Source organism: Niallia circulans, assembly GCF_003726095.1.
Lineage (GTDB): Bacteria > Bacillota > Bacilli > Bacillales > Cytobacillaceae > Niallia > Niallia circulans_A.
The window spans coordinates 604,960-628,360 of the sequence record NZ_CP026031.1 but is presented as its reverse complement, the minus strand read 5'-3'; the positions used below and the strand labels follow the sequence as shown (position 1 = coordinate 628,360).

Annotated in this window: 23 protein-coding genes and 1 pseudogene; 7 read left to right on the top strand and 17 right to left on the bottom strand. The window is 34.9% G+C overall.

The features are described 5' to 3' along the window. Positions 1 to 261: 261 nt before the first annotated feature. The 3 genes from cyoE to C2I06_RS02810 form a co-directional block, all read right to left on the bottom strand. On the bottom strand, positions 262 to 1,179 hold the full coding sequence (gene cyoE / locus C2I06_RS02820; RefSeq protein ID WP_095329068.1) for a heme o synthase: 918 nt from the start codon (positions 1,177 to 1,179) through the stop codon (positions 262 to 264). Positions 1,180 to 1,607: 428 nt separating this feature from the next. Further along, complete coding sequence (locus C2I06_RS02815; protein ID WP_123257408.1) at positions 1,608 to 2,846, bottom strand: FtsW/RodA/SpoVE family cell cycle protein; 1,239 nt, start codon at positions 2,844 to 2,846, stop codon at positions 1,608 to 1,610. Between the two features lie 317 nt (positions 2,847 to 3,163). Continuing rightward, entirely contained in the window at positions 3,164 to 3,445 is a 282-nt protein-coding gene (locus tag C2I06_RS02810; RefSeq protein ID WP_016200976.1) for an Fpa/YlaN family protein, read from the bottom strand. Between the two features lie 273 nt (positions 3,446 to 3,718). Here C2I06_RS02810 and C2I06_RS02805 point away from each other — a divergent pair, with 273 nt between their 5' ends. Then, positions 3,719 to 4,207 (top strand): peptidyl-prolyl cis-trans isomerase, encoded by a 489-nt coding sequence (locus tag C2I06_RS02805; RefSeq protein ID WP_123257407.1) that lies wholly within the window; start codon positions 3,719 to 3,721, stop codon positions 4,205 to 4,207. Between the two features lie 65 nt (positions 4,208 to 4,272). Here C2I06_RS02805 and C2I06_RS02800 read toward each other — a convergent pair whose 3' ends face one another. Beyond that, positions 4,273 to 5,601 (bottom strand): PhoH family protein, encoded by a 1,329-nt coding sequence (locus tag C2I06_RS02800; RefSeq protein ID WP_123257406.1) that lies wholly within the window; start codon positions 5,599 to 5,601, stop codon positions 4,273 to 4,275. Between the two features lie 214 nt (positions 5,602 to 5,815). On the opposite strand from C2I06_RS02800, the gene C2I06_RS02795 reads away from it, so the two are divergent. Next, on the top strand, positions 5,816 to 6,424 hold the full coding sequence (locus C2I06_RS02795; protein WP_123257405.1) for a YhcN/YlaJ family sporulation lipoprotein: 609 nt from the start codon (positions 5,816 to 5,818) through the stop codon (positions 6,422 to 6,424). A gap of 70 nt (positions 6,425 to 6,494) precedes the next feature. Beyond that, positions 6,495 to 6,695, top strand: a complete 201-nt coding sequence (locus C2I06_RS02790) for a YlaI family protein (protein WP_047939878.1) — start codon at positions 6,495 to 6,497, stop codon at positions 6,693 to 6,695. Between the two features lie 51 nt (positions 6,696 to 6,746). On the opposite strand, the pseudogene C2I06_RS02785 reads toward C2I06_RS02790, so the two are convergent. The 6 genes and pseudogenes from C2I06_RS02785 to C2I06_RS02765 all read right to left on the bottom strand — a co-directional run bounded on the left by C2I06_RS02785 (position 6,747) and on the right by C2I06_RS02765 (position 11,549). Continuing rightward, positions 6,747 to 7,111, bottom strand: a pseudogene (locus tag C2I06_RS02785) (cupin). 124 nt (positions 7,112 to 7,235) lie between these two features. Beyond that, complete coding sequence (locus C2I06_RS24825; protein ID WP_164463610.1) at positions 7,236 to 7,373, bottom strand: hypothetical protein; 138 nt, start codon at positions 7,371 to 7,373, stop codon at positions 7,236 to 7,238. 82 nt (positions 7,374 to 7,455) lie between these two features. Beyond that, a complete protein-coding gene (locus C2I06_RS25725; RefSeq protein ID WP_275068582.1) occupies positions 7,456 to 7,581 on the bottom strand; it encodes a hypothetical protein in 126 nt (41 codons plus the stop codon). Positions 7,582 to 7,814: 233 nt separating this feature from the next. After that, the gene (gene typA, locus C2I06_RS02780; protein WP_095329063.1) at positions 7,815 to 9,647 is read right to left on the bottom strand and encodes a translational GTPase TypA; all 1,833 of its coding nucleotides are present in this window, start codon (positions 9,645 to 9,647) and stop codon (positions 7,815 to 7,817) included. Between the two features lie 534 nt (positions 9,648 to 10,181). Further along, entirely contained in the window at positions 10,182 to 10,982 is an 801-nt protein-coding gene (locus C2I06_RS02770) for an inositol monophosphatase family protein (RefSeq protein ID WP_095329061.1), read from the bottom strand. A gap of 372 nt (positions 10,983 to 11,354) precedes the next feature. Then, positions 11,355 to 11,549, bottom strand: a complete 195-nt coding sequence (locus C2I06_RS02765; protein ID WP_047943020.1) for a hypothetical protein — start codon at positions 11,547 to 11,549, stop codon at positions 11,355 to 11,357. Positions 11,550 to 11,810: 261 nt separating this feature from the next. On the opposite strand from C2I06_RS02765, the gene C2I06_RS02760 reads away from it, so the two are divergent. Continuing rightward, a complete protein-coding gene (locus C2I06_RS02760; protein ID WP_123257404.1) occupies positions 11,811 to 12,431 on the top strand; it encodes a YktB family protein in 621 nt (206 codons plus the stop codon). A gap of 134 nt (positions 12,432 to 12,565) precedes the next feature. Here the strand turns inward: C2I06_RS02760 and C2I06_RS02755 are convergent, their stop codons facing one another. Next, entirely contained in the window at positions 12,566 to 12,838 is a 273-nt protein-coding gene (locus C2I06_RS02755) for a UPF0223 family protein (RefSeq protein ID WP_095329059.1), read from the bottom strand. A 379-nt stretch (positions 12,839 to 13,217) separates the two neighbouring features. Here C2I06_RS02755 and C2I06_RS02750 point away from each other — a divergent pair, with 379 nt between their 5' ends. Both C2I06_RS02750 and C2I06_RS02745 read left to right on the top strand, forming a co-directional pair. Continuing rightward, on the top strand, positions 13,218 to 14,687 hold the full coding sequence (locus C2I06_RS02750) for an aminotransferase class I/II-fold pyridoxal phosphate-dependent enzyme (protein ID WP_123257403.1): 1,470 nt from the start codon (positions 13,218 to 13,220) through the stop codon (positions 14,685 to 14,687). 112 nt (positions 14,688 to 14,799) lie between these two features. Next, positions 14,800 to 15,135: a hypothetical protein gene (locus C2I06_RS02745; RefSeq protein WP_095329057.1), complete on the top strand. Its 336-nt coding sequence runs from the start codon at positions 14,800 to 14,802 to the stop codon at positions 15,133 to 15,135. A 206-nt stretch (positions 15,136 to 15,341) separates the two neighbouring features. Here the strand turns inward: C2I06_RS02745 and C2I06_RS02740 are convergent, their stop codons facing one another. The 6 genes from C2I06_RS02740 to C2I06_RS02715 form a co-directional block, all read right to left on the bottom strand. Continuing rightward, positions 15,342 to 15,596 (bottom strand): hypothetical protein, encoded by a 255-nt coding sequence (locus C2I06_RS02740; protein ID WP_371000611.1) that lies wholly within the window; start codon positions 15,594 to 15,596, stop codon positions 15,342 to 15,344. A gap of 208 nt (positions 15,597 to 15,804) precedes the next feature. Continuing rightward, complete coding sequence (gene lpdA, locus C2I06_RS02735) at positions 15,805 to 17,214, bottom strand: dihydrolipoyl dehydrogenase (RefSeq protein WP_047942998.1); 1,410 nt, start codon at positions 17,212 to 17,214, stop codon at positions 15,805 to 15,807. A 4-nt stretch (positions 17,215 to 17,218) separates the two neighbouring features. Beyond that, entirely contained in the window at positions 17,219 to 18,496 is a 1,278-nt protein-coding gene (locus C2I06_RS02730) for a dihydrolipoamide acetyltransferase family protein (RefSeq protein WP_095329055.1), read from the bottom strand. Between the two features lie 89 nt (positions 18,497 to 18,585). Further along, on the bottom strand, positions 18,586 to 19,563 hold the full coding sequence (locus tag C2I06_RS02725; protein WP_095329054.1) for an alpha-ketoacid dehydrogenase subunit beta: 978 nt from the start codon (positions 19,561 to 19,563) through the stop codon (positions 18,586 to 18,588). Between the two features lie 3 nt (positions 19,564 to 19,566). After that, complete coding sequence (pdhA, locus tag C2I06_RS02720; RefSeq protein ID WP_095329053.1) at positions 19,567 to 20,682, bottom strand: pyruvate dehydrogenase (acetyl-transferring) E1 component subunit alpha; 1,116 nt, start codon at positions 20,680 to 20,682, stop codon at positions 19,567 to 19,569. 873 nt (positions 20,683 to 21,555) lie between these two features. After that, the gene (locus tag C2I06_RS02715; RefSeq protein WP_163188092.1) at positions 21,556 to 22,236 is read right to left on the bottom strand and encodes a YkyA family protein; all 681 of its coding nucleotides are present in this window, start codon (positions 22,234 to 22,236) and stop codon (positions 21,556 to 21,558) included. 329 nt (positions 22,237 to 22,565) lie between these two features. Between C2I06_RS02715 and def the strand changes: the two genes are divergently transcribed. Further along, entirely contained in the window at positions 22,566 to 23,120 is a 555-nt protein-coding gene (def, locus tag C2I06_RS02710) for a peptide deformylase (RefSeq protein ID WP_095329048.1), read from the top strand. The last annotated feature ends 281 nt before the right edge of the window (positions 23,121 to 23,401 follow it).

The following is a 23,401-nucleotide window of genomic DNA, read 5'->3' as shown; positions in this document are numbered from 1 at the left end:
AAACTCCCAAAATTCCCTTTTCAATAAGACTGGTTCGCAAATTTAGTGCCGTTAACCAGGCAACACCCTCGACCTTTCTGACGAAAGCGAGCATTGCTCGGTCTCCTCTGTCTCACTAATCCCATCGAAGTCTATATGTATTCAGACTGCTCCAAGTTTCAGGATATTAATGTTTCTTATCGGAAAAAGCATCAAGCTTTAACCAATAAGAAATCAACCATTATTCTCCTTGAAATGTTCTCCCCTATAAACAATTCCTTTTTAGAATAATGTAAATACTACCATTGAGACAAATAATATTGTTAAATATTGAATGGAATAAATGAACATTGCTGTTGCCCATTTGTATTCATCTTCCTTTTTACTTGCTCGTATCCCCGTAATAACCCAACCGATATTTAATAATGTTGCTAATATTAAAAATGGAATACCGATTTGGTATAACAAAAATGGCAGCGGAAATAAAGCAATAATCCATATATACGTATGCCTTTTTGCTACCTCAAAACCTTTAACAACAGGAAGCATTGGAATTCCTGCTGCTCGGTACTCTTCTGCTCTTCGAATTGCTAAAGAATAAAAATGTGGCGGCTGCCAAACAAACATAATTAAAAACAAGCTCCAAGCCATCACATGGAGGCCAGGATCAATGGCAGCCCATCCAATTAGTGGTGGAAATGCTCCTGAAAAGCTTCCTATTACGGTGTTAGATACTAGTCGACGCTTTGTCCACATAGTATAGACAACGACATAGCTAAATGCACCGATTAAAGCAATGACAGTTGCAGTTATTGTTGTTAATAACAGGAATAAAGTACCAATGAAGAGAAAACCAAAACCTAAAACAGCAACTTTTGCAGGCTTCACTTTTCCTGTTACTGTTGGTCTGGACTTCGTTCTTTCCATTAATGGATCAATATCACGATCGATAAAATTATTTAAAACACAGGAACCTGCCATAATTAATCCTGATCCGATTAAAGTATATAATACCGTATCAATTTGCTCTAGAAACTTTGCATCTGTGAAGACTATTGCAAGCCAGATACCGGTAAACACGGTGATTAAATTTGAATTTACGATTCCTATTTTAATTAATGCGAGAAAATCCTTCCAAGCACTTGTTTCTGATTGTTGATTCGTCAATTTGGCTTCAGGATAAACGCGAGAATTAGCCATTTGATCATATCTCCCCTTTCATTACATACAAAAAGATATCATACTATATAAAATACCGTTCATTTTATTGTGTCATTATTCACATTTAACATCATAGCAATGTTAAAAAAAGACTCTTTTGCTATTAAACCATATTTTCATGAATATTTCTCTCTTTTTACACTAAAAACTTCAGTTGTCACATTATTGGTAAACTTTAACATTTATCACAACTTCCTCGAGAGCGTTTTACAAATAAAAAGACACTCTATTCATTATAGCCTTTTTTAGCAAGGAAGCAAATGAATCAACCTGTTTTCTTAGTATTACTTCTATAAACAAAGATAAAAAAACCAAAATCAGATACGAAATGCTTTAATATCTTCGTATCATGGTTTTGGTTTTTCTTTAGCTGGAAAACTTATATCCCAGCCATTTTATTGAATTGTTTAAAAATGACGGTTTGGTCGAACAAAACTGGAAGTAGGCTGTTTCTTCACTGCTATATCTGAAACATTCTCTTCTTTCGGCTTATAAACTCTTTCATATTTCACGAACATGGAAACATTGACAAGAATCCCCATTCCAATGGACAATTGTAATAAAGATGATCCTCCGTAACTAATAAAAGGTAACGGGACACCTGTTAATGGTATTAATCCAGAAACTCCTCCAATATTGATAAAAGCTTGGATTCCTATCATACTGGAAATACCGATTGCTAATAAGCTCCCAAACGGGTCTTTACACTTTAATCCTGTATAAATGCCTCTTAAAACAATATAGCTGAGCCCTACCACTACAAATCCGACACCAAAAATACCCAGTTCTTCAGCAATTACTGCCATAATAAAATCAGTATGGCCATCTGTTAAGTAACCCAGTTTTTGGACACCTTGTCCCAAACCTACCCCTTTTAGACCACCAGATCCAATAGCGATAAGAGAGTTACTCATATGGTAACCAGATTCTTGTACAACATCTTCAGCAAAAGGCGAATCTAGAAAAACGAAAATTCTCGCCATTTGCTTTTCTGTAAAAATACTCTTTCCTGCAAGCTGGAGGATTAAAACAAGTAATAATAGAAACGCCAAGCCAATCAGCATCAACTTGGACAAGTTTTTCCAGTTCATTCCTGAACATAAAATAACCGTAGCACCAATCATAAATATAATCGCTGCTGTACCAAAATCCGGCTGAAGAATAATCAATGCACAAACAATAACCAAATATGCTAGCGGGGGAACAACGCCTCGATTAAATTCATTTATATACGCCTGTTTTTTAGAGTAAATTGCCGATAGATAAATAATCACACCCAATTTAACAAACTCAGCTGGCTGAAGACTTGCTGTTCCTACTTTATACCAGCTTTGCGCATTTCCAAAAACACTACCGAATAAAAAGATTCCACTTAAAAAAATAATAGAGCCAAATACCATTGGTACTAATATTTTATTGCTTAACAATGCCTTATATGGAAAAATTGCCACTATCACAAAAGCAATCCCGGCAATGATAATATATTTTAGTTGTCTTTTATAAAAAAAATCACTACTGTCTTCTCCATAATATTGGACTGCTGAAACCATGCTAGCACTATAAATCATAATCAATCCAAATAGAATTAATAATACCATTGCTATAATTAATGTATAATCATACGATTTTAATATCTTCTTTATCATTCAACCGCATCCCTTATTCAATCTCCTCATTTAGAGTATTCGTTGTGTCTTATCTTTTTCCTGCTGAAAAGGATAAACTTCTAATTTTCATTCTCTTAAAATATTGGGCCGCTTTCTGTTATTAATCATAACAAATTGCTTATTCTTATCCGCTACTTACGCTACATCGGATGTTACTTACAAGCTTATGGGCTCAAGTGAGCTTATAAATTGCCAAAAGATTTGCCTTTGTTCGTATGTACTTCCCTTATTTACAAATAATACACATAGCCACTAAAAAAACTCAAACAATACATGCTTTTGTTTGAGTTTACTTTTTATTTTCTTATAGATGCTTCGTGCAAAATCGATAGCTCTTTTTCCAATTCATCTAAAATTTTCTTACCAACCTGTTCTTCTACTAAACCTAATCGAATAGCAAAATCTATCTCTTTAGACAATCCATACATTTGCGTATCCAAAACCTCTTCATATAGAGGGCATTGTGGCATTGTTAAATTATCCATCTGAACTTTAATTAGTTTTAATATTTTTTCAGCATCTGCTTTCAATAACTCATTTGCTTTTTCTTTATGATTAATAATCATTTCAGAAGTCAATCTTATCCCCCCGTTTCCGAGCGATTATCCTATCTATAAAGTTTAAACTCAACCTAGAAAAATTGCAAGAACAATCCCTTTTAAAAAATTTAAAAGTTTGCGTTCTATCATCTCGAATGACAGAAAGACAAGAAAAAGCTATACTTAACATAACAACTGTTTTAATCTGCCAATTAAAATTTAGCCAATTTAAGATATTTTCTTTTAGAAGCAATACTAATTTGCAGAACTTTTATACATAACAAAGAACACACATACGGAGGAGATATAAAAATGAATAGTATTATTCAAGTTTCTGGGTTGGTAAATTTTCCGATTACTATTGATCCTACTGTCTGGATCTTTGATGATCGAAAACAAACAGCTGATACTGTATTTGCCCCAGTTGAAGTAAAGGACGAATTAGAAGCGTATACAAAAGAAGCCTCCAAGCACTGGGATCAAGAAATTACAGATGGAGCGAAAGCCCCAGAACAATCCACAAAAACCTATAAAAAAGTGGAAATGCTAACCGGAACCTTCTATATGGCTTTAGCTCCCTTTATAAAAAATGCAGAACCGCAGGAAGAGGCAAAAACTCTTTTAATCACAACAGAAGAAGAAGAATATGCGATTCCTTTAGAAGAAATCGGTTCGATCTTCTTATTATTTTGCGTAAAAGGAAAACCGCTTACAGAAGATGGTCCTGTACATATTTTCGATCAAACAAAAGGCCCAGAACAAACTCCTATCAAAAATGTCAGAGCATTTAAAATTACATAATGTTATTCATTCACACATACGCCATCTAGCTATTAACAGATGGCGTATCATTGTTTCCCGTTAAATTATAATAAATCTGCGGCAAGCTGAGCTAAAGAAGATCTTTCTCCCTTAACTAATTTTACATGACCTGCTATCGGTTGGTCTTTAAAACGTTCTACTACATAGCTTAATCCATTATTAAAAGCATCTAAATAAGGATGATCAATTTGTTCAGGATCTCCCATCAAAACAATCTTACTACCTTCTCCAACCCTTGTTAAAATCGTTTTCACTTCATGCTTCGTTAAGTTCTGGGCCTCATCAATAATAATAAACTGGTCTGGAATACTTCTTCCTCTAATATATGTTAATGCCTCTACTTCAATAGATCCCATTCCCGCCAGAATTGCTTCTAGTTCTCCTGGTTTCTTTGTATTAAACAAATACTCAAGATTATCAAAAATAGGCTGCATCCACGGTCGTAATTTTTCTTCCTTTTCTCCAGGAAGAAAACCTAAATCCTTTCCCATCGGGACAATCGGTCTTGCCACTAATAATTTTTTGTAGTCTCCAAAATCTTCTGTCTGCATTAATCCAGATGCTAATGCCAATAGTGTTTTTCCTGTACCTGCTTTTCCTATTAACGTCACTAATGGCATGTCTTTTTTTAATAGCATTTCAATCGCCATCGTTTGCTGCACATTTCTTGGACGGATCCCCCAAATATGCTCATGATCAAACACTAGCTTTTTAACAAACTTCCTCGATGAATCTACAATAGCTAATGCTGAAGAGGAAGATCCCAATACATCCTTTAAAATAAGAAACTGATTTGGATAATAATTTCCATTCCCAATTTCTGCAATCGGGAGTTGACCATTTTCATAAAAGTTATTCAATATATCTATGGTTACTTGTACATCCATAAAACCAGTATATAAATGTTCATTTTCTACTACTCGATCACTTAAAAAATCCTCACTCTTCAAACCAATTGCATCTGCTTTTACACGGACGAGTGTATCTTTACTAACAAGAATAACGGTTCGTCCATTTTCTTTTTTACTTTCTTCTATTGATAAATTTTTTGCGACTGCTAGTATGCGATTATCATTTGTTTTTTCGACAAATATTTCTTGCAGTTCGTGAAAAGAACGATGGTTTAATTCTATCCGTAAAGTTCCACCATTCTCCAATGGAATTTTATCGTGCAACTTTCCTGACTCTCTTAAGTTATCGATCAATCTAGATATTTGTCTTGCGTTCCTTCCGATTTCATCCATGTACCGTTTTTTGCTGTCTACCTCTTCTAAAGCTACTGCTGGAATTACTACATCATTGTCACTAAAAGAAAAAATAGAATAAGGATCCTGTAACAAGACATTTGTATCCAATACGTAAATTTTACTCAAACCGATGCCCCCTGCTCTAAAACGTCATATATTGCTGCACTTATCCGTGTAACGGAAAGAACCTTGGTAAAATATATGTTTTATCGAATAAAGATAGAAGATATTTTGCACAATAAAGAGAGAGGAAGTGTAAAAAATCGTAAAAATGCTCATTTCCATCTACAAATCAGGGGAAATGTACACTTTAGGTTTCAATATTAAAGGAGGGAATTTTATGAAAAAATGGTTTTTCTTCATCGCAGTCCTTTTTCTTCTTACAGGATGCACAAATAATAACGCAGAAAATAGCCAGCAATCTGAGAATAGAGAAAACAGCCCTCAAGTTACAAATGTAAAAAATTCTACCAACCAAAGGGTTGACCGGAAGACTGGACAGGATATCGCCAAAAGGCTCGTAGCTCTTGCAACAAGCATTGATAATGTTAATGATGCAACAGCGGTAGTAATCGGTAAATATGCGCTCGTAGGGGTTGACGTCAACGCTGACCTAGATCGTTCTGAGGTTGGTTCAATAAAATACGCAGTAGCCGAGAGTTTAAAAAATGATCCTGATGGCGCCAATGCAGTTGTCATTGCCGATCCTGACATTAATGCAAGACTGAAAGAAATTGGGGAAGATATTCAAAATGGAAAACCTATTCAAGGTATATTCAATGAACTAGCTGATATTAGTGGAAGACTTATCCCAGAGGTACCAGCGGATATGATTCGAAATGAGCCAGATAGAGATCTCAAAAAATCAAATGAAAAATTGAATGATAAAGAAGAAAAAGAGCTGAAAAATAACCAAGATGAACAATCAAATAATCATATAAGAGATTAAAATTCGATTTTCTATACGATTATATATTATAATGTGCCTATAATCTATTTTATGATTAGAGGTGCAACTATTGAAAGTTAAATGTGTGATATGTGATAAAATTGAAGATATAGACGAAAACTCCTTTCAGGCAAAACGACTACGAAATCGGCCAATCCATACGTATATGTGTAATGAGTGTGATGATAGAATCGCCAAAAACACAAAGAAAAGAATCGATTCGGGTAACTTTGTTCTTTATCAAAACAAAACTCAAGAAGATGATTGGTAAGTAGACAAGCATTATAAATAAAAAGAAGATCTTTTAGTAAGGTCTTCTTTTTTATATGCTCTTCTCTTTTAATGGTATCATTAAATCAGGCATTATCTCTTCACTTTCAATAACGATGGCTGTTAAGCTAATATCTGTTTTCGTTTCATGCCATTCCTCTTTATCCCAATACACCGCCTCTCCACTTCTAACTTGAAACCTTCATTCTTTTCTCCTCGAACATAGCCTATGCCGCTAACAATTAACAGAAGTTGTGGTATTACAGCTTGATGTAAACCAATAATCCCATTTTCTTCAAGATACATACATCCAATATATGCTTCTTTCTTAGTTCCCAGGATGCGATTCATAATAAAACAGGAATTAAATTGAGTGATTTGCTTTCCAGACTCTTTATTAAATCGAAAAATTTTCATTTCCCATTCCTCATTTTCCTTTATTTACTAATTATAAGTTTAGAGGTTGGTTGAAGAATACAACTAATTTATTTTTGAATATGTGCTTCTATTACGATTAGAGATTGGGTTTAACTTATGAGAGCTACGAGAGATGGTCTCCATGACCTTTCACTCTGATTTCTTTGTCCTCATGCCAAAAGTGACTTTCATTTCCTTGATGAACGCCATTTTCTGCACTCTCCATGCTGAATGTGGCTTTCATTTCCTCGATGAACACCATTCTCTACATTCCCAATGTTGAATGTGGCTTTCATTCCCTTGATGAACGCCATTTTCTACATTCCCAATGCTGAATGTGGCTTTCATTCCTTCGATGAACACCATTTTCTACACTCTCCATGCTGAATGTGGCTTTCATTTCCTCGATGAACACCATTTTCTACACTCTCCATGCTGAATGTGGCTTTCATTTCCTCGATGAACACCATTCTTCTGCTCTCCCAATGCAAAAATGGTGTTCATTTCTCCATGAACTCCGTTTCCCTCTCTCACAATTCAAAATAATGAACACCATTCTTCCAACTTCCTTACAGTCACAGAAGACTCTTCTTTGTTCACAATCACTTAGTTTCCTTGCTTGCATTCTCAGTTAAAGCCTATACCTCCACTTCACTCAAAATAAAAAAAAGAAGCCATCAACAGATGACTTCCTTATCTATTATTATTCAGCAGATTTTTTCTTCTTGCCAGCTCTTTCACGTTCTGCTTTATTTAAGATTTTTTTGCGTAAACGAATTGATTCAGGAGTTACTTCACAATACTCATCATCGTTCAAGTATTCTAAAGATTCCTCTAAAGTCATAATTCTTGGTTTTTTCATTGTTGCCGTTTGGTCTTTGTTTGCTGAACGGATGTTTGTTGCTTGTTTTACTTTTGTGATATTAACAGTGATGTCATTTTCACGAGTATGTTCCCCAACAATCATTCCTTCGTAAATTTCAGTCCCAGCTTCAACAAAGATAATTCCACGATCTTCTACTTGCATAATTCCATAAGTAGATGATTTTCCAGACTCCATACTTACTAATACACCTTGGCGACGTCCACCAACTTGACCTGATGCCATTGGTTGATAACTATCGAATGTATGGTTGATGATACCATAACCGCGTGTTAATGTTAAAAATTCAGTTGTATAACCAATAAGTCCTCGAGCAGGTACGTTAAAGATTAAACGAACTTGTCCATTACCGTTGTTGATCATATCTAACATTTCTCCTTTACGAGCACCGATCGATTCCATAACTGAACCTGTATGCTCTTCAGGAACATCGATTTGTACACGTTCAATTGGCTCACAACGAACTCCATCAATAGTTTTAACGATAACTTCAGGTTTTGACACTTGAAGCTCGTAACCTTCACGACGCATATTTTCAATCAAGATAGATAAATGAAGTTCTCCACGTCCTGATACCGTCCATGCATCTGGTGAGTCTGTATTTTCAACACGTAAACTTACATCTGTTTCTAATTGTGCACGCAATCTTTCTTCAATTTTTCTTGAAGTTAAATATTTACCTTCTTTACCTGCAAAAGGAGAGTTATTAACTAAGAATGTCATTTGAAGAGTTGGCTCATCGATACGTAAAACTGGTAGTGCATCTTGATGTTCAAATGGACATACTGTTTCACCAACGTTTATATCTTCCATTCCTGATACTGCGATTAAATCTCCAGCGTATGCTTCTTCAATTTCTTGACGTTTTAATCCGAAGAAACCAAAGATTTTTGTTACACGGAACTGCTTCACTGTTCCATCTAATTTCATTAACGCTACTTGTTGACCAACCTTCATCGTACCGCGGAATACACGACCGATACCGATTCTTCCAACATAATCATTGTAATCTAAAAGAGCTACTTGGAATTGTAAAGGCTCTTCGCGATTGTCAACTGGTGCAGGAATATGATCTACAATTGCATCATATAATGATTGCATGTTTTCATCTTGTTTTTCAGGGTTTGTGCTAGCTGTACCATTAATAGCTGATGCATAGATAACAGGGAATTCTAATTGTTCTTCTGTCGCATCTAACTCAATAAACAAATCTAATACTTCATCAATAACCTCAGCAGGACGAGCAAAGTCACGGTCAATTTTGTTAACAACAACAATTGGAGTTAAGTTTTGCTCTAAAGCTTTTTTTAATACGAAGCGTGTTTGTGGCATACAACCTTCATATGCATCAACAACAAGTAGAACACCATCAACCATTTTCATGATACGCTCTACTTCTCCACCAAAGTCAGCATGTCCTGGTGTGTCTAGGATATTAATACGTTTATCTTTATATTGAATAGCAGTATTTTTCGCTAATATTGTTATTCCACGTTCTCTTTCTAAATCGTTGGAATCCATTGCACGTTCTTCCACATGTTCATTTGTACGGAATGTGCCGGATTGTTTTAACAGCTGGTCAACCAAAGTTGTTTTCCCATGGTCAACGTGAGCAATAATAGCAATGTTACGAATATCTTCTCTAATTTTCAAAAATTTCACTCCTACCTAAATATGTCTATCTGGATTAATTTATTTTTTTAATAATATTATAACTGAGTCATTATATCACATAATTTCACAGAAACCTAAAACCTTTTATCAAAATAACAAATGTAAACGTTATTTTGATAAAAAAATTTATTTTATCATCATTTTATGCTTGAATATAACAATTTATTTACATTATGGCTGTTCTTTCCATTCCATAACATAGTATGATAGAGGAGACACGGTTAAAAAATACCCACAACATTTCGCTGTGGGATTTCTTTACTATCATACGCTATTAATTTTGATAAATATAGACCATAATAAAGGAAGATAAACATGAATTTTGATAATTATCCATATTTTTACTATAACGTTTATGGGGCATCTAGTTTTATAAGCATCGGAATATGTATTTTAGAAAAAACATTAGCTGGTACTCTTATTTGTTTTTGCCTATTCTGTGGAATTTGGTTCTTAAAATCCCATAAAAAAAAGAAAGTTCTTCATGTAACCGAAAACTAGCCTTAACAACTCTTACCAGTTTCCATCTTTTAGATATTTTTGAAGTATTTCATCATGTAATCCAGGTTTGGATGCAAAAAAAGATTGTTGCGTTAATAAATCAAGCGGTTCGTTTCTTAAAGTTGTTACCTTGCCGCCTAGCTCTTCAACCATTATCTTACCTGCTGCATAATCCCAAGGCGATAATCTTAAGGTTAAATAAGCATCCATTCTTCCGGCTGCTATGTACGCTAATTCTAAACAGGCAGATCCAAAAGATCTCGTTCCTCTTGATGCTTTTACAAGTGGTTCTAAGATAGTCGGATCAATCCGTTTATTTTTTGTTACCCATGTAGCATTTAATCCGATAATAGCCTCATCCACGGCCGTATCTTTTAAAGGTAATAGCTTTAAGTCATTCATAAAAACACCATTTCCCTTTCGAACATGGTACAGCTCGTCTGCCACTACATCATATATTAAACCAATCTTTCCTACTCCATCTTCATAAATTCCAATAGAGATGGCAAAATCCCGCTGCATATGGACAAAATTCATCGTTCCATCAATAGGATCAATAATCCAGACTATCCCTTTCAAATCTTCTAGTGCCTCACATACTCCCTCTTCGCCTAAAATACGATGGGAAGGAAAAACTTTATTGATCTTATTAATCAAAAATTCTTCTGTCCCCTTATCTATTTGGGTGACCAAGTCATTTTTATTTGATTTCGTTTGAATAATGAGCTCAGAAGAAAAAGACTTGATAATTCTTGCTCCTGCCTCTTTAATCCATTCTTTCGCATATTTATCGATTTCCAGCCAATTTGTCATCTTCTCAACCCTTCTTTACATTCTTTTTTTCATCGTTTCCTATATTTTAGCTTAGATCATCCCTAAACATACTTCTAAAAAATCTATCCTTCTTCTATATAGTATCATAAAATAAGAAAATTCTATGAATACAGGTTCTTTGGATAATATTATGTATTTTCTTCTTAAAGTCTATTACTAAGAGCCCAGCCTATACCCCCTTCCCTTTCCCTCTCTCTTCGTCAATGCGGTGACAACGTCCATTTAAGCTAAACAATATTTCCAAAGCTCATTTTTCTATTGGTATGCAAAATCATGCAGCTGACTTTATAGGAATGAAAGGTTGCTTCCTATAGAGTCAGCTGCATGATTACCTATCAGCTTATTCATTAGTTATAATGCTTTAAGTCTTAGAAGTTCCTGCCTAATTCTTTCTAACTTTTGCTTACTTAATTTTTTTTGTTTTTCATCCTTTTCATTCATCGCATCGAATAAGGTAGCCAATTCATAATCCATTTCTAGACGAAGAACAGCTTTTTTTTCCTTTTCCACTTCCATTTTCTTCGCTAAATTCATCAATTGTTTCACTGACAGAACACCCCTTTCATCGACTTGCATTTCTGTTGATTTCATATATATTATGTGGAAACTAATTAGCTTGCTCCTATTTTGTGCTATAACCCAGCGCAATCCAAATTCCTTCATAATATTATTTATGTATGCTACAATATTTGCGAAAAGGCTAGCTAAGTTGAAGCTACATTTTAAGTGACTAAATAGCTTACTTGATTTTATATACAGTATTTACCCGTAAACAATGGAGATAAACTAAAAAGGAGATAAGAAATAATGGCATTCACTGGTTTTACACAAAAAGATTTTGATACCTTTACAATTGATGGACTAGATGCTCGAATGGAAGCGATTCAGGAAAGAATTCAGCCAAAGTTTCGCGAAATTGGCACACAGCTTACTGAAGAGCTGTCTGGAAAGCTTGGCATGGAAATGTTTCTACATATTGCAAAACATGCAAGACGAACAGTTAACCCGCCGAAGGATACTTGGCTTGCCATCGCAAGTAATAAACGAGGCTACAAACAACATCCACATTTCCAAGTCGGCTTATTTGATGACCATGTCTTTATATGGTTAGCATATATATATGAACTTCCAAAAAAGAAAGAAATCGCTGAAGGTTTTTTGGCAAATTATGAGATTCTGCAGTCCACTTTGCCACAAGATTATGTTCTATCCATGGACCATATGAAAAAAGAGGCAGTTAAAATTGGAGAAACAAACTTAGAAGCAGCCTTAACAAGATTCCGTGATGTAAAAAAAGCTGAATTTTTAGTAGGTCAGAAAATCGCTGCTGGAGATTCTATTCTATCAAATGGAGAAGAACTGCTTGCATTAATTGAAAAAACTTATGATACCCTGCTTCCCATTTATAAATTATCATTGGAGTATTAGATTTGGATTAACTATGAAAAAAGAGGCCGTTATACAGCCTCCTAGACTGTAAGCAAACTAAAATCAGCGGTTTGTTTACAGTTTTTCATTATCTTTTTGTAAAAAGTTACAAGCAAAATATTTTATATCACCTATCATGACATCTTTATTCTACTATCATCCGAAGCTTCTTTCGCCTTTTTGATGGTTCGATAGGTTGAATAACCACTTACTTCTTCAAATTCATCACATACTTTTTTTTCTTGCGCTTTTCCTGGGACAATTTTTTTAAAGGCACGGTATTGCTCCATTAATTCTGCCTTCTCTACCCCTTTTTCATATGCTTTTTCAATGCATTCAAAAAATTTAACGACAGTAATAATTTCATCCGTTGACCAATCAATATCGATTGGGTATTGATAATCCATATTTCCACATCCTATTAATTGAAGTTTTTCAGATAAAAACTATTGTAATTTAAGTAGCTAAGAAAGTAAAATATTGATTCTTTTCCCAAGTTCCTTTCCTCTACTAGCTAAACTGAAGAAAGAAAAAATAGAGAAAAAAAATAATTCTTTTTCCTATAGTGAAAACTAATTGTATGCAAAGAAAATAAAAAATGCTATAATTCTTTTGTTTTCTGATTTTTATATTTTGAGATTAGGGTAAAACTTGTTAAGAGTAATGAAATTAAAGACAGAATAGCGGCAGCAATGTACAATAAAATTTTTAGATGTACATAAGAAATTTAAATAAAGTTCGCTTAAAATTGCATAAAAATACTAAATAAAGAGGTGTGGTAATAAATTGTCACAACACGAAACACCGTTATACCACGGATTATTGGAACATGTTAAAAGGGATCCGATTCAATTTCATATACCCGGTCATAAAAAAGGGAATGGAATGGATCCAGAATTTAGAAACTTTATCGGAGAAAACGCCCTTTCGATAGACCTTATTAATATTGGTCCTCTTGATGATCTTCATTATCCAAAAGGGATGATTAAACATGCACAGCAGCTTGCTGCTGAGGCATTTGGAGCAGATCATACTTTCTTTTCCGTTCAAGGCACAAGTGGTGCTATCATGACGATGATCATGAGTGTTTGTGGCCCAGGAGATAAAATTATTGTTCCTAGAAATGTCCATAAATCTGTTATGTCTGCCATAATATTTGCTGGAGCAATTCCAATTTTCATCCACCCTGAAGTAGATAAGAATCTTGGAATTTCTCATGGAATCACCGTCGAGTCTGTTCAACATGCTTTAGATATTCATCCAGATGCTAAAGGGCTTTTAGTTATTAATCCAACTTATTTTGGCATCTCTGCTGATTTAAAGACGATTGTAGATTTGGCGCATTCCTATGATATCCCTGTCCTTGTAGATGAAGCACATGGAGTTCACATTCATTTTCACGAGGAACTGCCAATGTCTGCAATGCAAGCCGGAGCAGATATTGCCGCAACAAGTGTGCATAAACTCGGTGGGTCGATGACACAAAGCTCTATTTTAAATATGAGAGGCGACCTTATTAGCTATAAACGTGTACAATCTATTTTAAGTATGTTGACAACAACTAGTACTTCCTATTTGCTGCTAGCCTCTTTAGATGTTGCCAGAAAGCGTCTTGCAACAGAAGGAAAAGAGCTGATTGATAAAACGATTAATCTTGCACAATACATTCGAAGACAGATTAATGACGTAGAACATCTATATTGTGTGGGCGAAGAAATTCTGGAATCAGATTCTGCTTTCGATTATGACCCAACAAAACTCATTATATCTGTGAAAGACCTTGGCTTAACTGGCCACGATGCGGAAGAATGGCTTCGGAAACATTATCGCATTGAAGTAGAAATGTCCGATTTGTATAATATTCTGTGCATTATTACACCAGGGGATTCCGAAAGAGAGGCCAATATTTTAATTGACGCCTTAAAAGCTCTTGCAGTAGAACGAAAAGATAAGGCTTCAAAAGTAGAAGCACGAGTGATGCTGCCAAACATCCCTTTACTGGCACTAACGCCGAGAGATGCATTCTACTCAGAAACCGAATTAATCGATTTTGATGATTCAGTGGGAAGAGTAATTGCGGAGTTTATTATGGTATACCCTCCAGGAATCCCTATTTTCATTCCTGGCGAAATTATTACAGAAGATAACCTTGCTTATATAAAAAGAAATATGGAGGCAGGATTGCCTGTTCAGGGGCCTGAGGATTACGATTTCAAAAAGCTTCGTGTTATTAAAGAGCATCGTGCAATAAGATAAATAAATTTTGAGAGCAGGGATGCCATATATAGGGTATTCCTGTCTTTAATTTGGTGATAAATGAAAAGACGGCATTTGTTTATTGTATATAGAAAGATTGGAGTTTTCCTTTTTGAAAAAATATATTGTTATCATGATTATCAGTTTACTAATTAGCCTAGTTTCTCCGTTTATTTTTAAAAATTATGTGGCACAAAAACCTGAACAATTAGAACAGGCTTTCCATTTCGGTGGTCCAATCCCATTTGCTGAACAAAAAAAGCTGCTGCCCACTTCCGTTGAGGCATACCCTTTAGAAATTACATTCGAATCGCCGGTGCAATCAAAAACTATTTTCCATCCTATTCCGTTTATTTTTAGTTTTCTTGTATTTTTCTTATTAATTCTAGCGATTTCCACCGTTTTTAGTAGCTTTTTTGGAAAAAAATCAACAAAAAGGAGATTATAACTACTTAAGAATTTAGTTGTATTAAAAAATGCCTTTATTTTTAGATTAAGGCATTTTTTGTGCTGAATTTATATTTGTATAGGAGGAATTTCATAATGAGAAAAAGTCTGCTCTTTTCGCAATATTAGGTTAAGAGAACTGTTTTCTTCTTCACTTCTAAAGAAAGACTATATTTAAAATAAATCATAGTGTTATGTTTATATGATTTATACAACTGATATAATTGTCATAATTAAATGAAAAGAACCGTAAATGGATAAACTGATCATGGTGGCTAGCATTGTTTTTCTTGTTGATTTTATAATTGTATTTCCTATGATAATCGCTAAATAAAAGAACACACCAAACATAAACACCTTATATAAAATTAAATCATATCTTGATAACCATTCAATAATAGAAAACCCACTCCAAATGATTAGCTGAAATAAAATTGCTGTATAAACCTTCAAGAAAAACACCACCTTTCCTCCATTAACAATTAATACTAGTATATGTACCAATCTTTTGTTTTATTTTATAATTATTTCATTTCAAAAAACAGTAATATGTCTAAATTCTACTAGCTAATTTTCTTCCCTAAAACTAGATTAGATACAAAAAAAGTTTTCTCGAATCGTTTTTAAGATAAAAAAAGAAGCCCTCGGGACGAGGACTTCTTTTTTATAATTAGCGTAAGATATGAATTGGGCTGCCAATTGCAACTTCCGCTGCTTCCATTGTTACCTCACCTAAAGTTGGATGAGCATGGATAGTCATAGCTAAATCTTCAGCTGTCATACCAGCTTCGATTGCTAAGCCTAATTCAGCGATCATATCAGATGCACTTGGACCAGCGATTTGCGCACCGATTACAAGACCATCTTCTTTACGTGTAACAAGCTTCAAGAAACCTTCAGCATCGTTAAGTGCTAACGCACGACCGTTTGCTGCAAATGGGAATTTAGCAGCTTTCACTTCGATACCAGCTTCTTTAGCAGAAGCTTCTGTGTGACCAACAGTTGCTAATTCTGGCTCAGAGAATACTACTGCAGGAATTCCTAAATAGTCGATTTCTGAGTTATGTCCAGCAATAACCTCAGCAGCAATTTTACCTTCATAAGAAGCTTTATGCGCTAATGGAGGACCAGAAATAACATCACCGATAGCAAAGATATTGCTTACAGTTGTACGGCATTGCTTATCTGTTTTAATGATTCCGCGTTCGCCTAATTCAATACCAACTTGTTCTAAACCAAGTTCGTCTGTATTAGGTTTTCTACCAACCATTACGAATACATAATCAGCTTCCACTGATTTTTCTTCGCCTTTAACTTCATATTTAACAACAACGCCAGTGTCTGTTTCTTCCACACCTTTAGCCATTGCTTTTGTAATGATCTCAGCACCTTTTTTCTTAAGGTTGCGAGTAACTAATGAAGACATTTGTTTTTCGAAACCACCAAGAATTTCATCAGCACCTTCAAGGATTGTTACTTGTGTACCAAAGTTAGCATAAGCTCCACCTAACTCAGTACCAACGTATCCTCCACCGATTACTACAATTTTCTCTGGAACTTCTTGAAGTGCAAGTGCACCAGTTGAGTCAAGAACACGTTTAGAGAATTTGAAAGTAGGAATTTCGATTGGACGAGATCCAGTTGCGATAATTGCATTTTTAAAAGTATAAGTTTGAGATGATTTTTCATCCATTACTTTTAAAGTGTTAGCATCTACAAAATATGCTTCACCGTATACAATATCAACTTTGTTCCCTTTTAATAGACCTTCAACTCCACCAGTAAGCTTTTTAACAACACTGTCTTTCCAAGCTTGAACTTTAGAGAAGTCAACTGTTACGTTTTCAGTTGTAATACCCATGTCTGCAGAATGTGCAGCATGCTCGTAACGGTGTCCAGCAGAGATTAAAGCTTTTGAAGGAATACATCCAACGTTTAAGCAAACTCCACCTAATACGTTTTTCTCAACAATTGTAACTTTTTGTCCTAATTGTGCTGCACGAATTGCTGCAACATATCCACCAGGACCCGCACCAATGACTATAGTATCTGTTTCAATAGGAAAATCTCCAACTACCATGTTTTTACGCCTCCATTAACAATAGTTCTGGATCGTTCAATAAACGTTTAATATGATTCATTGCATTTTGAGCAGTAGCTCCGTCAATCATTCTGTGGTCAAAGCTTAAAGAAAGTGCTAATACAGGAGCAGCGACAATTTCTCCATCTTTAACGATAGCTTTCTCAGCAATACGACCAATACCTAAAATAGCAACTTCAGGATGGTTGATTACTGGAGTAAACCATTGTCCACCAGCAGATCCAATGTTAGAAATTGTGCAAGAAGCACCTTTCATTTCAGCTGGAGCTAATTTACCGTCTCTTGCTTTAACAGCAAGTTCATTAATTTCGTTAGAGATGTTAAAGATACCTTTACGATCAGCATTTTTAACAACAGGAACTAATAAACCTTTTTCTGTATCAGCAGCAATACCGATATTATAGTAATGCTTATGAACGATTTCGCTTGTAGCATCATCTAATGATGTGTTTAAAGCTGGGAATTCTTTTAATGCGCTTGTTAAAGCTTTTACTACATAAGGTAAGAAAGTTAATTTGATACCTTTTGCAGCAGCAACTTCTTTATATTTCTTACGGTGTGCAACTAATTTTGACACTTCTACTTCATCCATTAATGTTACGTGAGGAGCAGTGTGCTTAGAATTTACCATTGCTTTAGCAATAGCTTTTCTGATTCCGCTCATTTTCTCACGAGTTTCTGGGAAGTCACCTTCTGGAATAGCAAGCGGCTTAGGAGCTTCCGCTGCTGTTTCTGCTGGAGCAGCTTCTGCAGCTGGTTGGCTAGCAGGTGTTGCACCACCATTTAAGTAAGCATCAATATCTTCTTTAGAAATACGTCCGTTTTTACCAGTACCAGAAACAAGTTGAATTTCTACACCTTTATCACGAGCATATTTACGTACAGAAGGCATTGCGATAATACGTCTGCTTGGATCAACTTCTGCCTCTTGACCTTTGCTTTCTTCAACAGCTTCAGGTTTTGCTTCTTCAGCAGCTGGAGCTTCATCACCATGATCGCCTTTGAACTGAAGGTTTTCATATCCAGGAGCATCAAATGTAATTAAGATATCTCCTACTACTGCAACAGTTCCTTCTTCCACTTTCACTTCTTCTACAGTACCTTCAACTGGGGAAGGAATTTCTACTACTGCTTTATCATTTTGAACTTCACATAATACATCATCTTCTTGAACTTTATCGCCTGGTTTAACAAACCATTTTACGATTTCGCCCTCGTGAATACCTTCACCAATGTCAGGTAATCTAAATTGAAAAGCCAATGTGACAACCTCCTAATATCTTATGAAAAAATTTTCTTCTTTTAACTAACTTATCTTCTAATTCTTGTGCGAATATTATTCGGTTTTAATTAGAAAGTTAGAACTTTTTTAGCTGTTTCAATAATATCTTTAAAGTTTGGAAGCCATACAGTTTCAGCTTGTGTAAATGCAAAAACAGTATCTGGTGCAGTTACACGTAGAACTGGAGCTTCTAAGCTTAGAATTGCACGATCATTGATTTCAGCAACAACATTAGCTGCAATACCAGCTTGTTTTTGTGCTTCTTGAACTACCACAGCTCTACCTGTTTTTTCAACAGATCCAATGATTGTTTCGATATCAAGTGGGCTTACAGTACGTAAGTCAACTACTTCCACTGAGTATCCTTCTTTTTCTAATTCTTCTGCTGCTTTAATAGACTCTTGAACCATTGCTCCATAAGTAATGATAGAAAGGTCTTTACCTTCACGTTTTACATCCGCTTTTCCAAGAGGAATAGTATACTCTTCTTCTGGAACTTCTTGACGGAATGAACGGTATAATTTCATATGCTCTAAGAAGATAACCGGATCGTTATCACGAATAGCAGAAATTAATAAACCTTTAGCATCATAAGGAGTTGATGGGATAACAACTTTAAGACCAGGTTGTTGTGCCATTAATCCTTCTAAGCTGTCGGCATGAAGTTCAGGAGTATGAACTCCACCACCAAATGGAGAACGAATAGTTACTGGTGCGTTGTAGCGACCACCTGAACGATAGCGCATACGAGCCATTTGTCCAGAAATACTATCCATTACTTCATAAACGAAACCAAAGAATTGAATTTCCGGTACTGGACGGTATCCTTGAAGTCCTAAACCGATTGCTAAACCGCCAATTCCAGATTCAGCTAATGGAGTATCAAATACACGATCTTCGCTGAATTCTTTTTGAAGACCTTCTGTCGCACGGAATACACCGCCGTTTACACCTACGTCTTCTCCAAATACTAATACGTTTGGATCATTACGTAATTCTGTGCGTAACGCATCAGTGATTGCTTGAATCATAGTCATTTGCGCCATGGCTTACTTCGACTCCTTTGCTGCATAAATTTCATATTGTTCTTTTAAGTTAACTGGTAACTCTTCATACATGATGTTCATTAAGTCAGTAACTTTTTGTTTTGGAGCTTCATCAGCAATTTTGATTGCTTCTTTAATTTCTTCTTTAGCACGCTCGATAACTGCATTTTCTTTCTCTTCATTCCAAATGCCTTTGTTTTCTAGGAATTTACGGAAACGAACTAATGGGTCTTTCTTTTCCCATTCACTATCAAGATCAGCAGTACGGTAACGAGTTGGGTCATCCCCAGCCATTGTATGTGGACCATAACGGTAAGTTAAAGTTTCGATTAATGTTGGACCTTCACCGTTGATTGCTCTTTCACGAGCTTCACGTACAGCAGCGTAAACTGCTAATGGATCCATTCCATCTACTTGAATTCCAGGGATACCTGCAGCAACTGCTTTTTGTGCAATTGTTTTCGCGGCAGATTGTTTCTCAACTGGAGTAGAAATTGCAAAACGGTTGTTTTGTACAACGAAAATTGCAGGAGCTTTAAATGCACCAGCAAAGTTAATTCCTTCGTAGAAATCACCTTGTGAAGCCCCACCATCACCTGTATAAGTGATTGCAACAGATTTAGCACCACGTTTTTTCATTCCTAATGCTACACCAGCAGTTTGGATGTATTGTGCACCAATAATGATTTGTGGAGAAATTACGTTTACACCTTCAGGAATTTGGTTTCCTTGGAAGTGACCACGTGAGAATAAGAATGCTTGAGATAAAGGAAGTCCATGCCAGATAATTTGTGGAACATCACGATATCCTGGAAGAATAAAATCTTCTTTTTCTAATGCGAATTGTGAAGCCAATTGTGAAGCTTCTTGTCCTGCAGTAGGTGCATAGAAACCTAGGCGACCTTGTCTGTTTAAGGAAATAGAGCGTTGATCAAGAATACGAGTATAAACCATACGAGTCATTAATTCTTGTAATTGCTCATCACTTAAATCAGGCATTGCAGATTCGTTTACAACTTCGCCCTCTTCATTTAAAATCTGAAGTGTTTGAAATTGGTTTGCCACTTGTTCAAGCTGTGCTTGCACATCAAATTGTGCCTTCTTTGTTTTAGAAGCCATTAAAGCCACCCTTTCCTTTCATATTAAAAGACTTTTTTCTGTAAAAACAAATAGATGTTTACAATGTGTTGCCATGTGGTAAACACTTAGTTGGGTAACGCTTTCTATTCCTTAAAGCATATCGCTCTAAGCAACAAAAAAAACCATACTTAAACAGTTTTCCACAAAATACGCAAGAAAAAACGTCTTATAAAATTAATTCGGTTTCCGTATAGACTGTATCAATTATTTATATGTAAATATTAATACAACTGTTCAATACATTTATTAGTTTAATATACTTAAATATTATCCGTCAATCTTTAAGCTCGAAGTTTTTATTATTTTTTTACATGAAATTAATACATCTGTATTATTTGCAACACAACATCTGTATCATACAGAAAACACTATTTGCAACTGTTTTATAATAACTTGCCAAAGTGTCGAAAAATCATTTCTTTTCTATTATGAACTCCTTGTATGTTTTGAATACTGCATGTTACAAAGCACCTCCTACATTCTGAAATAGAATCCCACAAAAAAAGCCACAAAACAAAGTGTGTCCAAAGAAGCGAAATTCATGCTCCGTTTGTCCTCTCTATTTTGTAACTTATAAAAATTTTAATGGGATAGATAAAAGGAATAATCAAGTAATAAATATTACTTCAGACTGTAGACAAACTCCTGTATTTTGGAAATAGAAGTTTGAGTAAAGTATTTATTAATCTCTTTGAATTTAGACGTTACTTTCCGCTCCGGGGGTTCGCTTTCCGTGGGGCTCGCGCTAATCCCACAGGAGTCTCACCCCCTCCACTCCAAGCAACGCATGAAAATGCATTTTTACTTCTCCAATATCTTTTTGTCGACAAGCTACAAGTAATAAATATTACTTTATTTTTCTTCTTCCTCTTCATTCATTTTGATTTTTATGCCGGCTTCTTTATAGAAGTCTACTTTCAAATCATTATATTTCTTCGTTAATTCATTAAATGTTTTGTTATTTTCATAAACCTTCTCATACGTATCATTGATTTTTTTTACCTGTTTTTCTAAATCATCCATATTCACATCTTTATCTTTAAACATTTCATAAAGCTTTTTATCACTATTAAGCCCTTCTATGTAATTTGCGTATAATTTATCATGTTCTTTATAACGGGCCATCATTGTTTGGTATAGATTATCCGCTTTATCCTTTAATGATTTTTCCTCCTTTTTTTCTAGTTCTTCTATGTCTGTTGTTATTGTTTCAAACTTTTCTTGTGACTTTTTTATACTATCTGCTTCTTTATCCATATATTCTTTTCTTTTGGAAATGGATTCTAGAGCTTCGTCCGATAATTTTGTAATTTCATCCATATCCTCTAATCCAAGACTAATTATTTTAGAATAAATATCTTGTTCCTTCTTTTCTAATTTGACAAGAGGATCTTGCTGTTCTTCAAAACCACTTTCAATCTTAACTACTTCTTCTAGTTTGTCATACATTTTCTCACTTGGAGAATTAAAATTGCACCCAGCAGCAATTATCGTAAATAGCATAATTGTACTAATTAAAACACTTCGTTTCATTTGTTTCCTCCTCACTTTCTTATTACTATATCGATTCTTCTGTACTTTGACAATAATGGTTCCCTTCGTCTTAATCATCTAGACTGTTTTAAGAATCTAATAAAAACTCCATTCTTCCCTGCGTAATTGTCCGTTTCCATTTTTTTAACAGGCAGCACTGATGACTTTAGAAATATTTTTATATTATAAACATATTAGCTTGTCCTATAATATATTATAGGTATATCTAATTATCTTCTTGCATAAAGTACTATTCTCATTTATTAACTTTTTATTCTATCTCTGTTAGACTACTTTTATAAACAGTTAGATACAAGGAAGTGATTATTTTGATAACAATGACAGATATTATTCGCGATGGCCATCCGACATTGAGACAAGTGGCAAGCGAAGTTATCATGCCACCAAGCGAAGAGGAAAAAAACATTCTAAAAAGCATGATGGAATATTTAATAAATAGCCAAAATCCCGAATTAGCAGATAAGTATGGATTAAGAGGCGGGGTAGGCTTAGCTGCTCCGCAAATAAATGTTTCCAAAAGAATGATTGCTGTGCACGTTAAAGATGAAAATGACAAGCAATACAGCTACGCTTTATTCAATCCTAAAATCATCAGCCATTCCATTGAAAAAGCTTATTTAACAACTGGCGAAGGCTGCCTTTCTGTCGATGAAACCATTCCAGGTTTCGTTCCAAGGTATGCAAGAATTACTTTGAAAGGGATTGATTTAGAAGGAAAAGAAGTAAAATTACGCCTTAAAGGATTACCAGCAATTGTTTTCCAACATGAAATTGATCATCTAAACGGCGTGATGTTTTATGATCATATCAATGAAAAAGATCCTTTTCTTCCTATTGATAACGCAATACCTATTGAAAGATAACTTTTTATAGAAAGAAACGGTTCGATCATTACTATTCGAGCCTCTTCTTCTTTCCCTTCTACTTCCCTGTTTTATACTAAATAAGGTTTTATCCTGCTACAGAGGATCGCTCTCCATTCAGCCTATTTTACAATTACCAACATTATCCATGAGAATCTTACAAAAATATTCATATACTATTTATATAAAAGGCTGTTTTCATAGAAAATAAAAGGAATGCTTATCGTCTCTAAAACATGTCTAGTTCTATTAGCTTCACACTAAGTTAGAAAATTGACGCT

What these genes read in the sequence shown, in the direction of transcription:
- cyoE (WP_095329068.1), bottom strand. Translation starts at nt 1,179, where the DNA reads ATGGCTAATTCTCGCGTTTATCCTGAAGCCAAATTGACGAATCAACAA.
- C2I06_RS02815 (WP_123257408.1), bottom strand. Translation starts at nt 2,846, where the DNA reads ATGATAAAGAAGATATTAAAATCGTATGATTATACATTAATTATAGCA.
- C2I06_RS02805 (WP_123257407.1), top strand. Translation starts at nt 3,719, where the DNA reads ATGAATAGTATTATTCAAGTTTCTGGGTTGGTAAATTTTCCGATTACT.
- C2I06_RS02795 (WP_123257405.1), top strand. Translation starts at nt 5,816, where the DNA reads ATGAAAAAATGGTTTTTCTTCATCGCAGTCCTTTTTCTTCTTACAGGA.
- C2I06_RS24825 (WP_164463610.1), bottom strand. Translation starts at nt 7,373, where the DNA reads ATGGTGTTCATCGAGGAAATGAAAGCCACATTCAGCATGGAGAGTGCA.
- C2I06_RS25725 (WP_275068582.1), bottom strand. Translation starts at nt 7,581, where the DNA reads ATGGTGTTCATCGAGGAAATGAAAGCCACATTCAGCATGGAGAGTGTA.
- C2I06_RS02770 (WP_095329061.1), bottom strand. Translation starts at nt 10,982, where the DNA reads ATGACAAATTGGCTGGAAATCGATAAATATGCGAAAGAATGGATTAAA.
- C2I06_RS02760 (WP_123257404.1), top strand. Translation starts at nt 11,811, where the DNA reads ATGGCATTCACTGGTTTTACACAAAAAGATTTTGATACCTTTACAATT.
- C2I06_RS02755 (WP_095329059.1), bottom strand. Translation starts at nt 12,838, where the DNA reads ATGGATTATCAATACCCAATCGATATTGATTGGTCAACGGATGAAATT.
- lpdA (WP_047942998.1), bottom strand. Translation starts at nt 17,214, where the DNA reads ATGGTAGTTGGAGATTTTCCTATTGAAACAGATACTATAGTCATTGGT.
- C2I06_RS02725 (WP_095329054.1), bottom strand. Translation starts at nt 19,563, where the DNA reads ATGGCGCAAATGACTATGATTCAAGCAATCACTGATGCGTTACGCACA.
- pdhA (WP_095329053.1), bottom strand. Translation starts at nt 20,682, where the DNA reads ATGGCTTCTAAAACAAAGAAGGCACAATTTGATGTGCAAGCACAGCTT.
- C2I06_RS02715 (WP_163188092.1), bottom strand. Translation starts at nt 22,236, where the DNA reads ATGAAACGAAGTGTTTTAATTAGTACAATTATGCTATTTACGATAATT.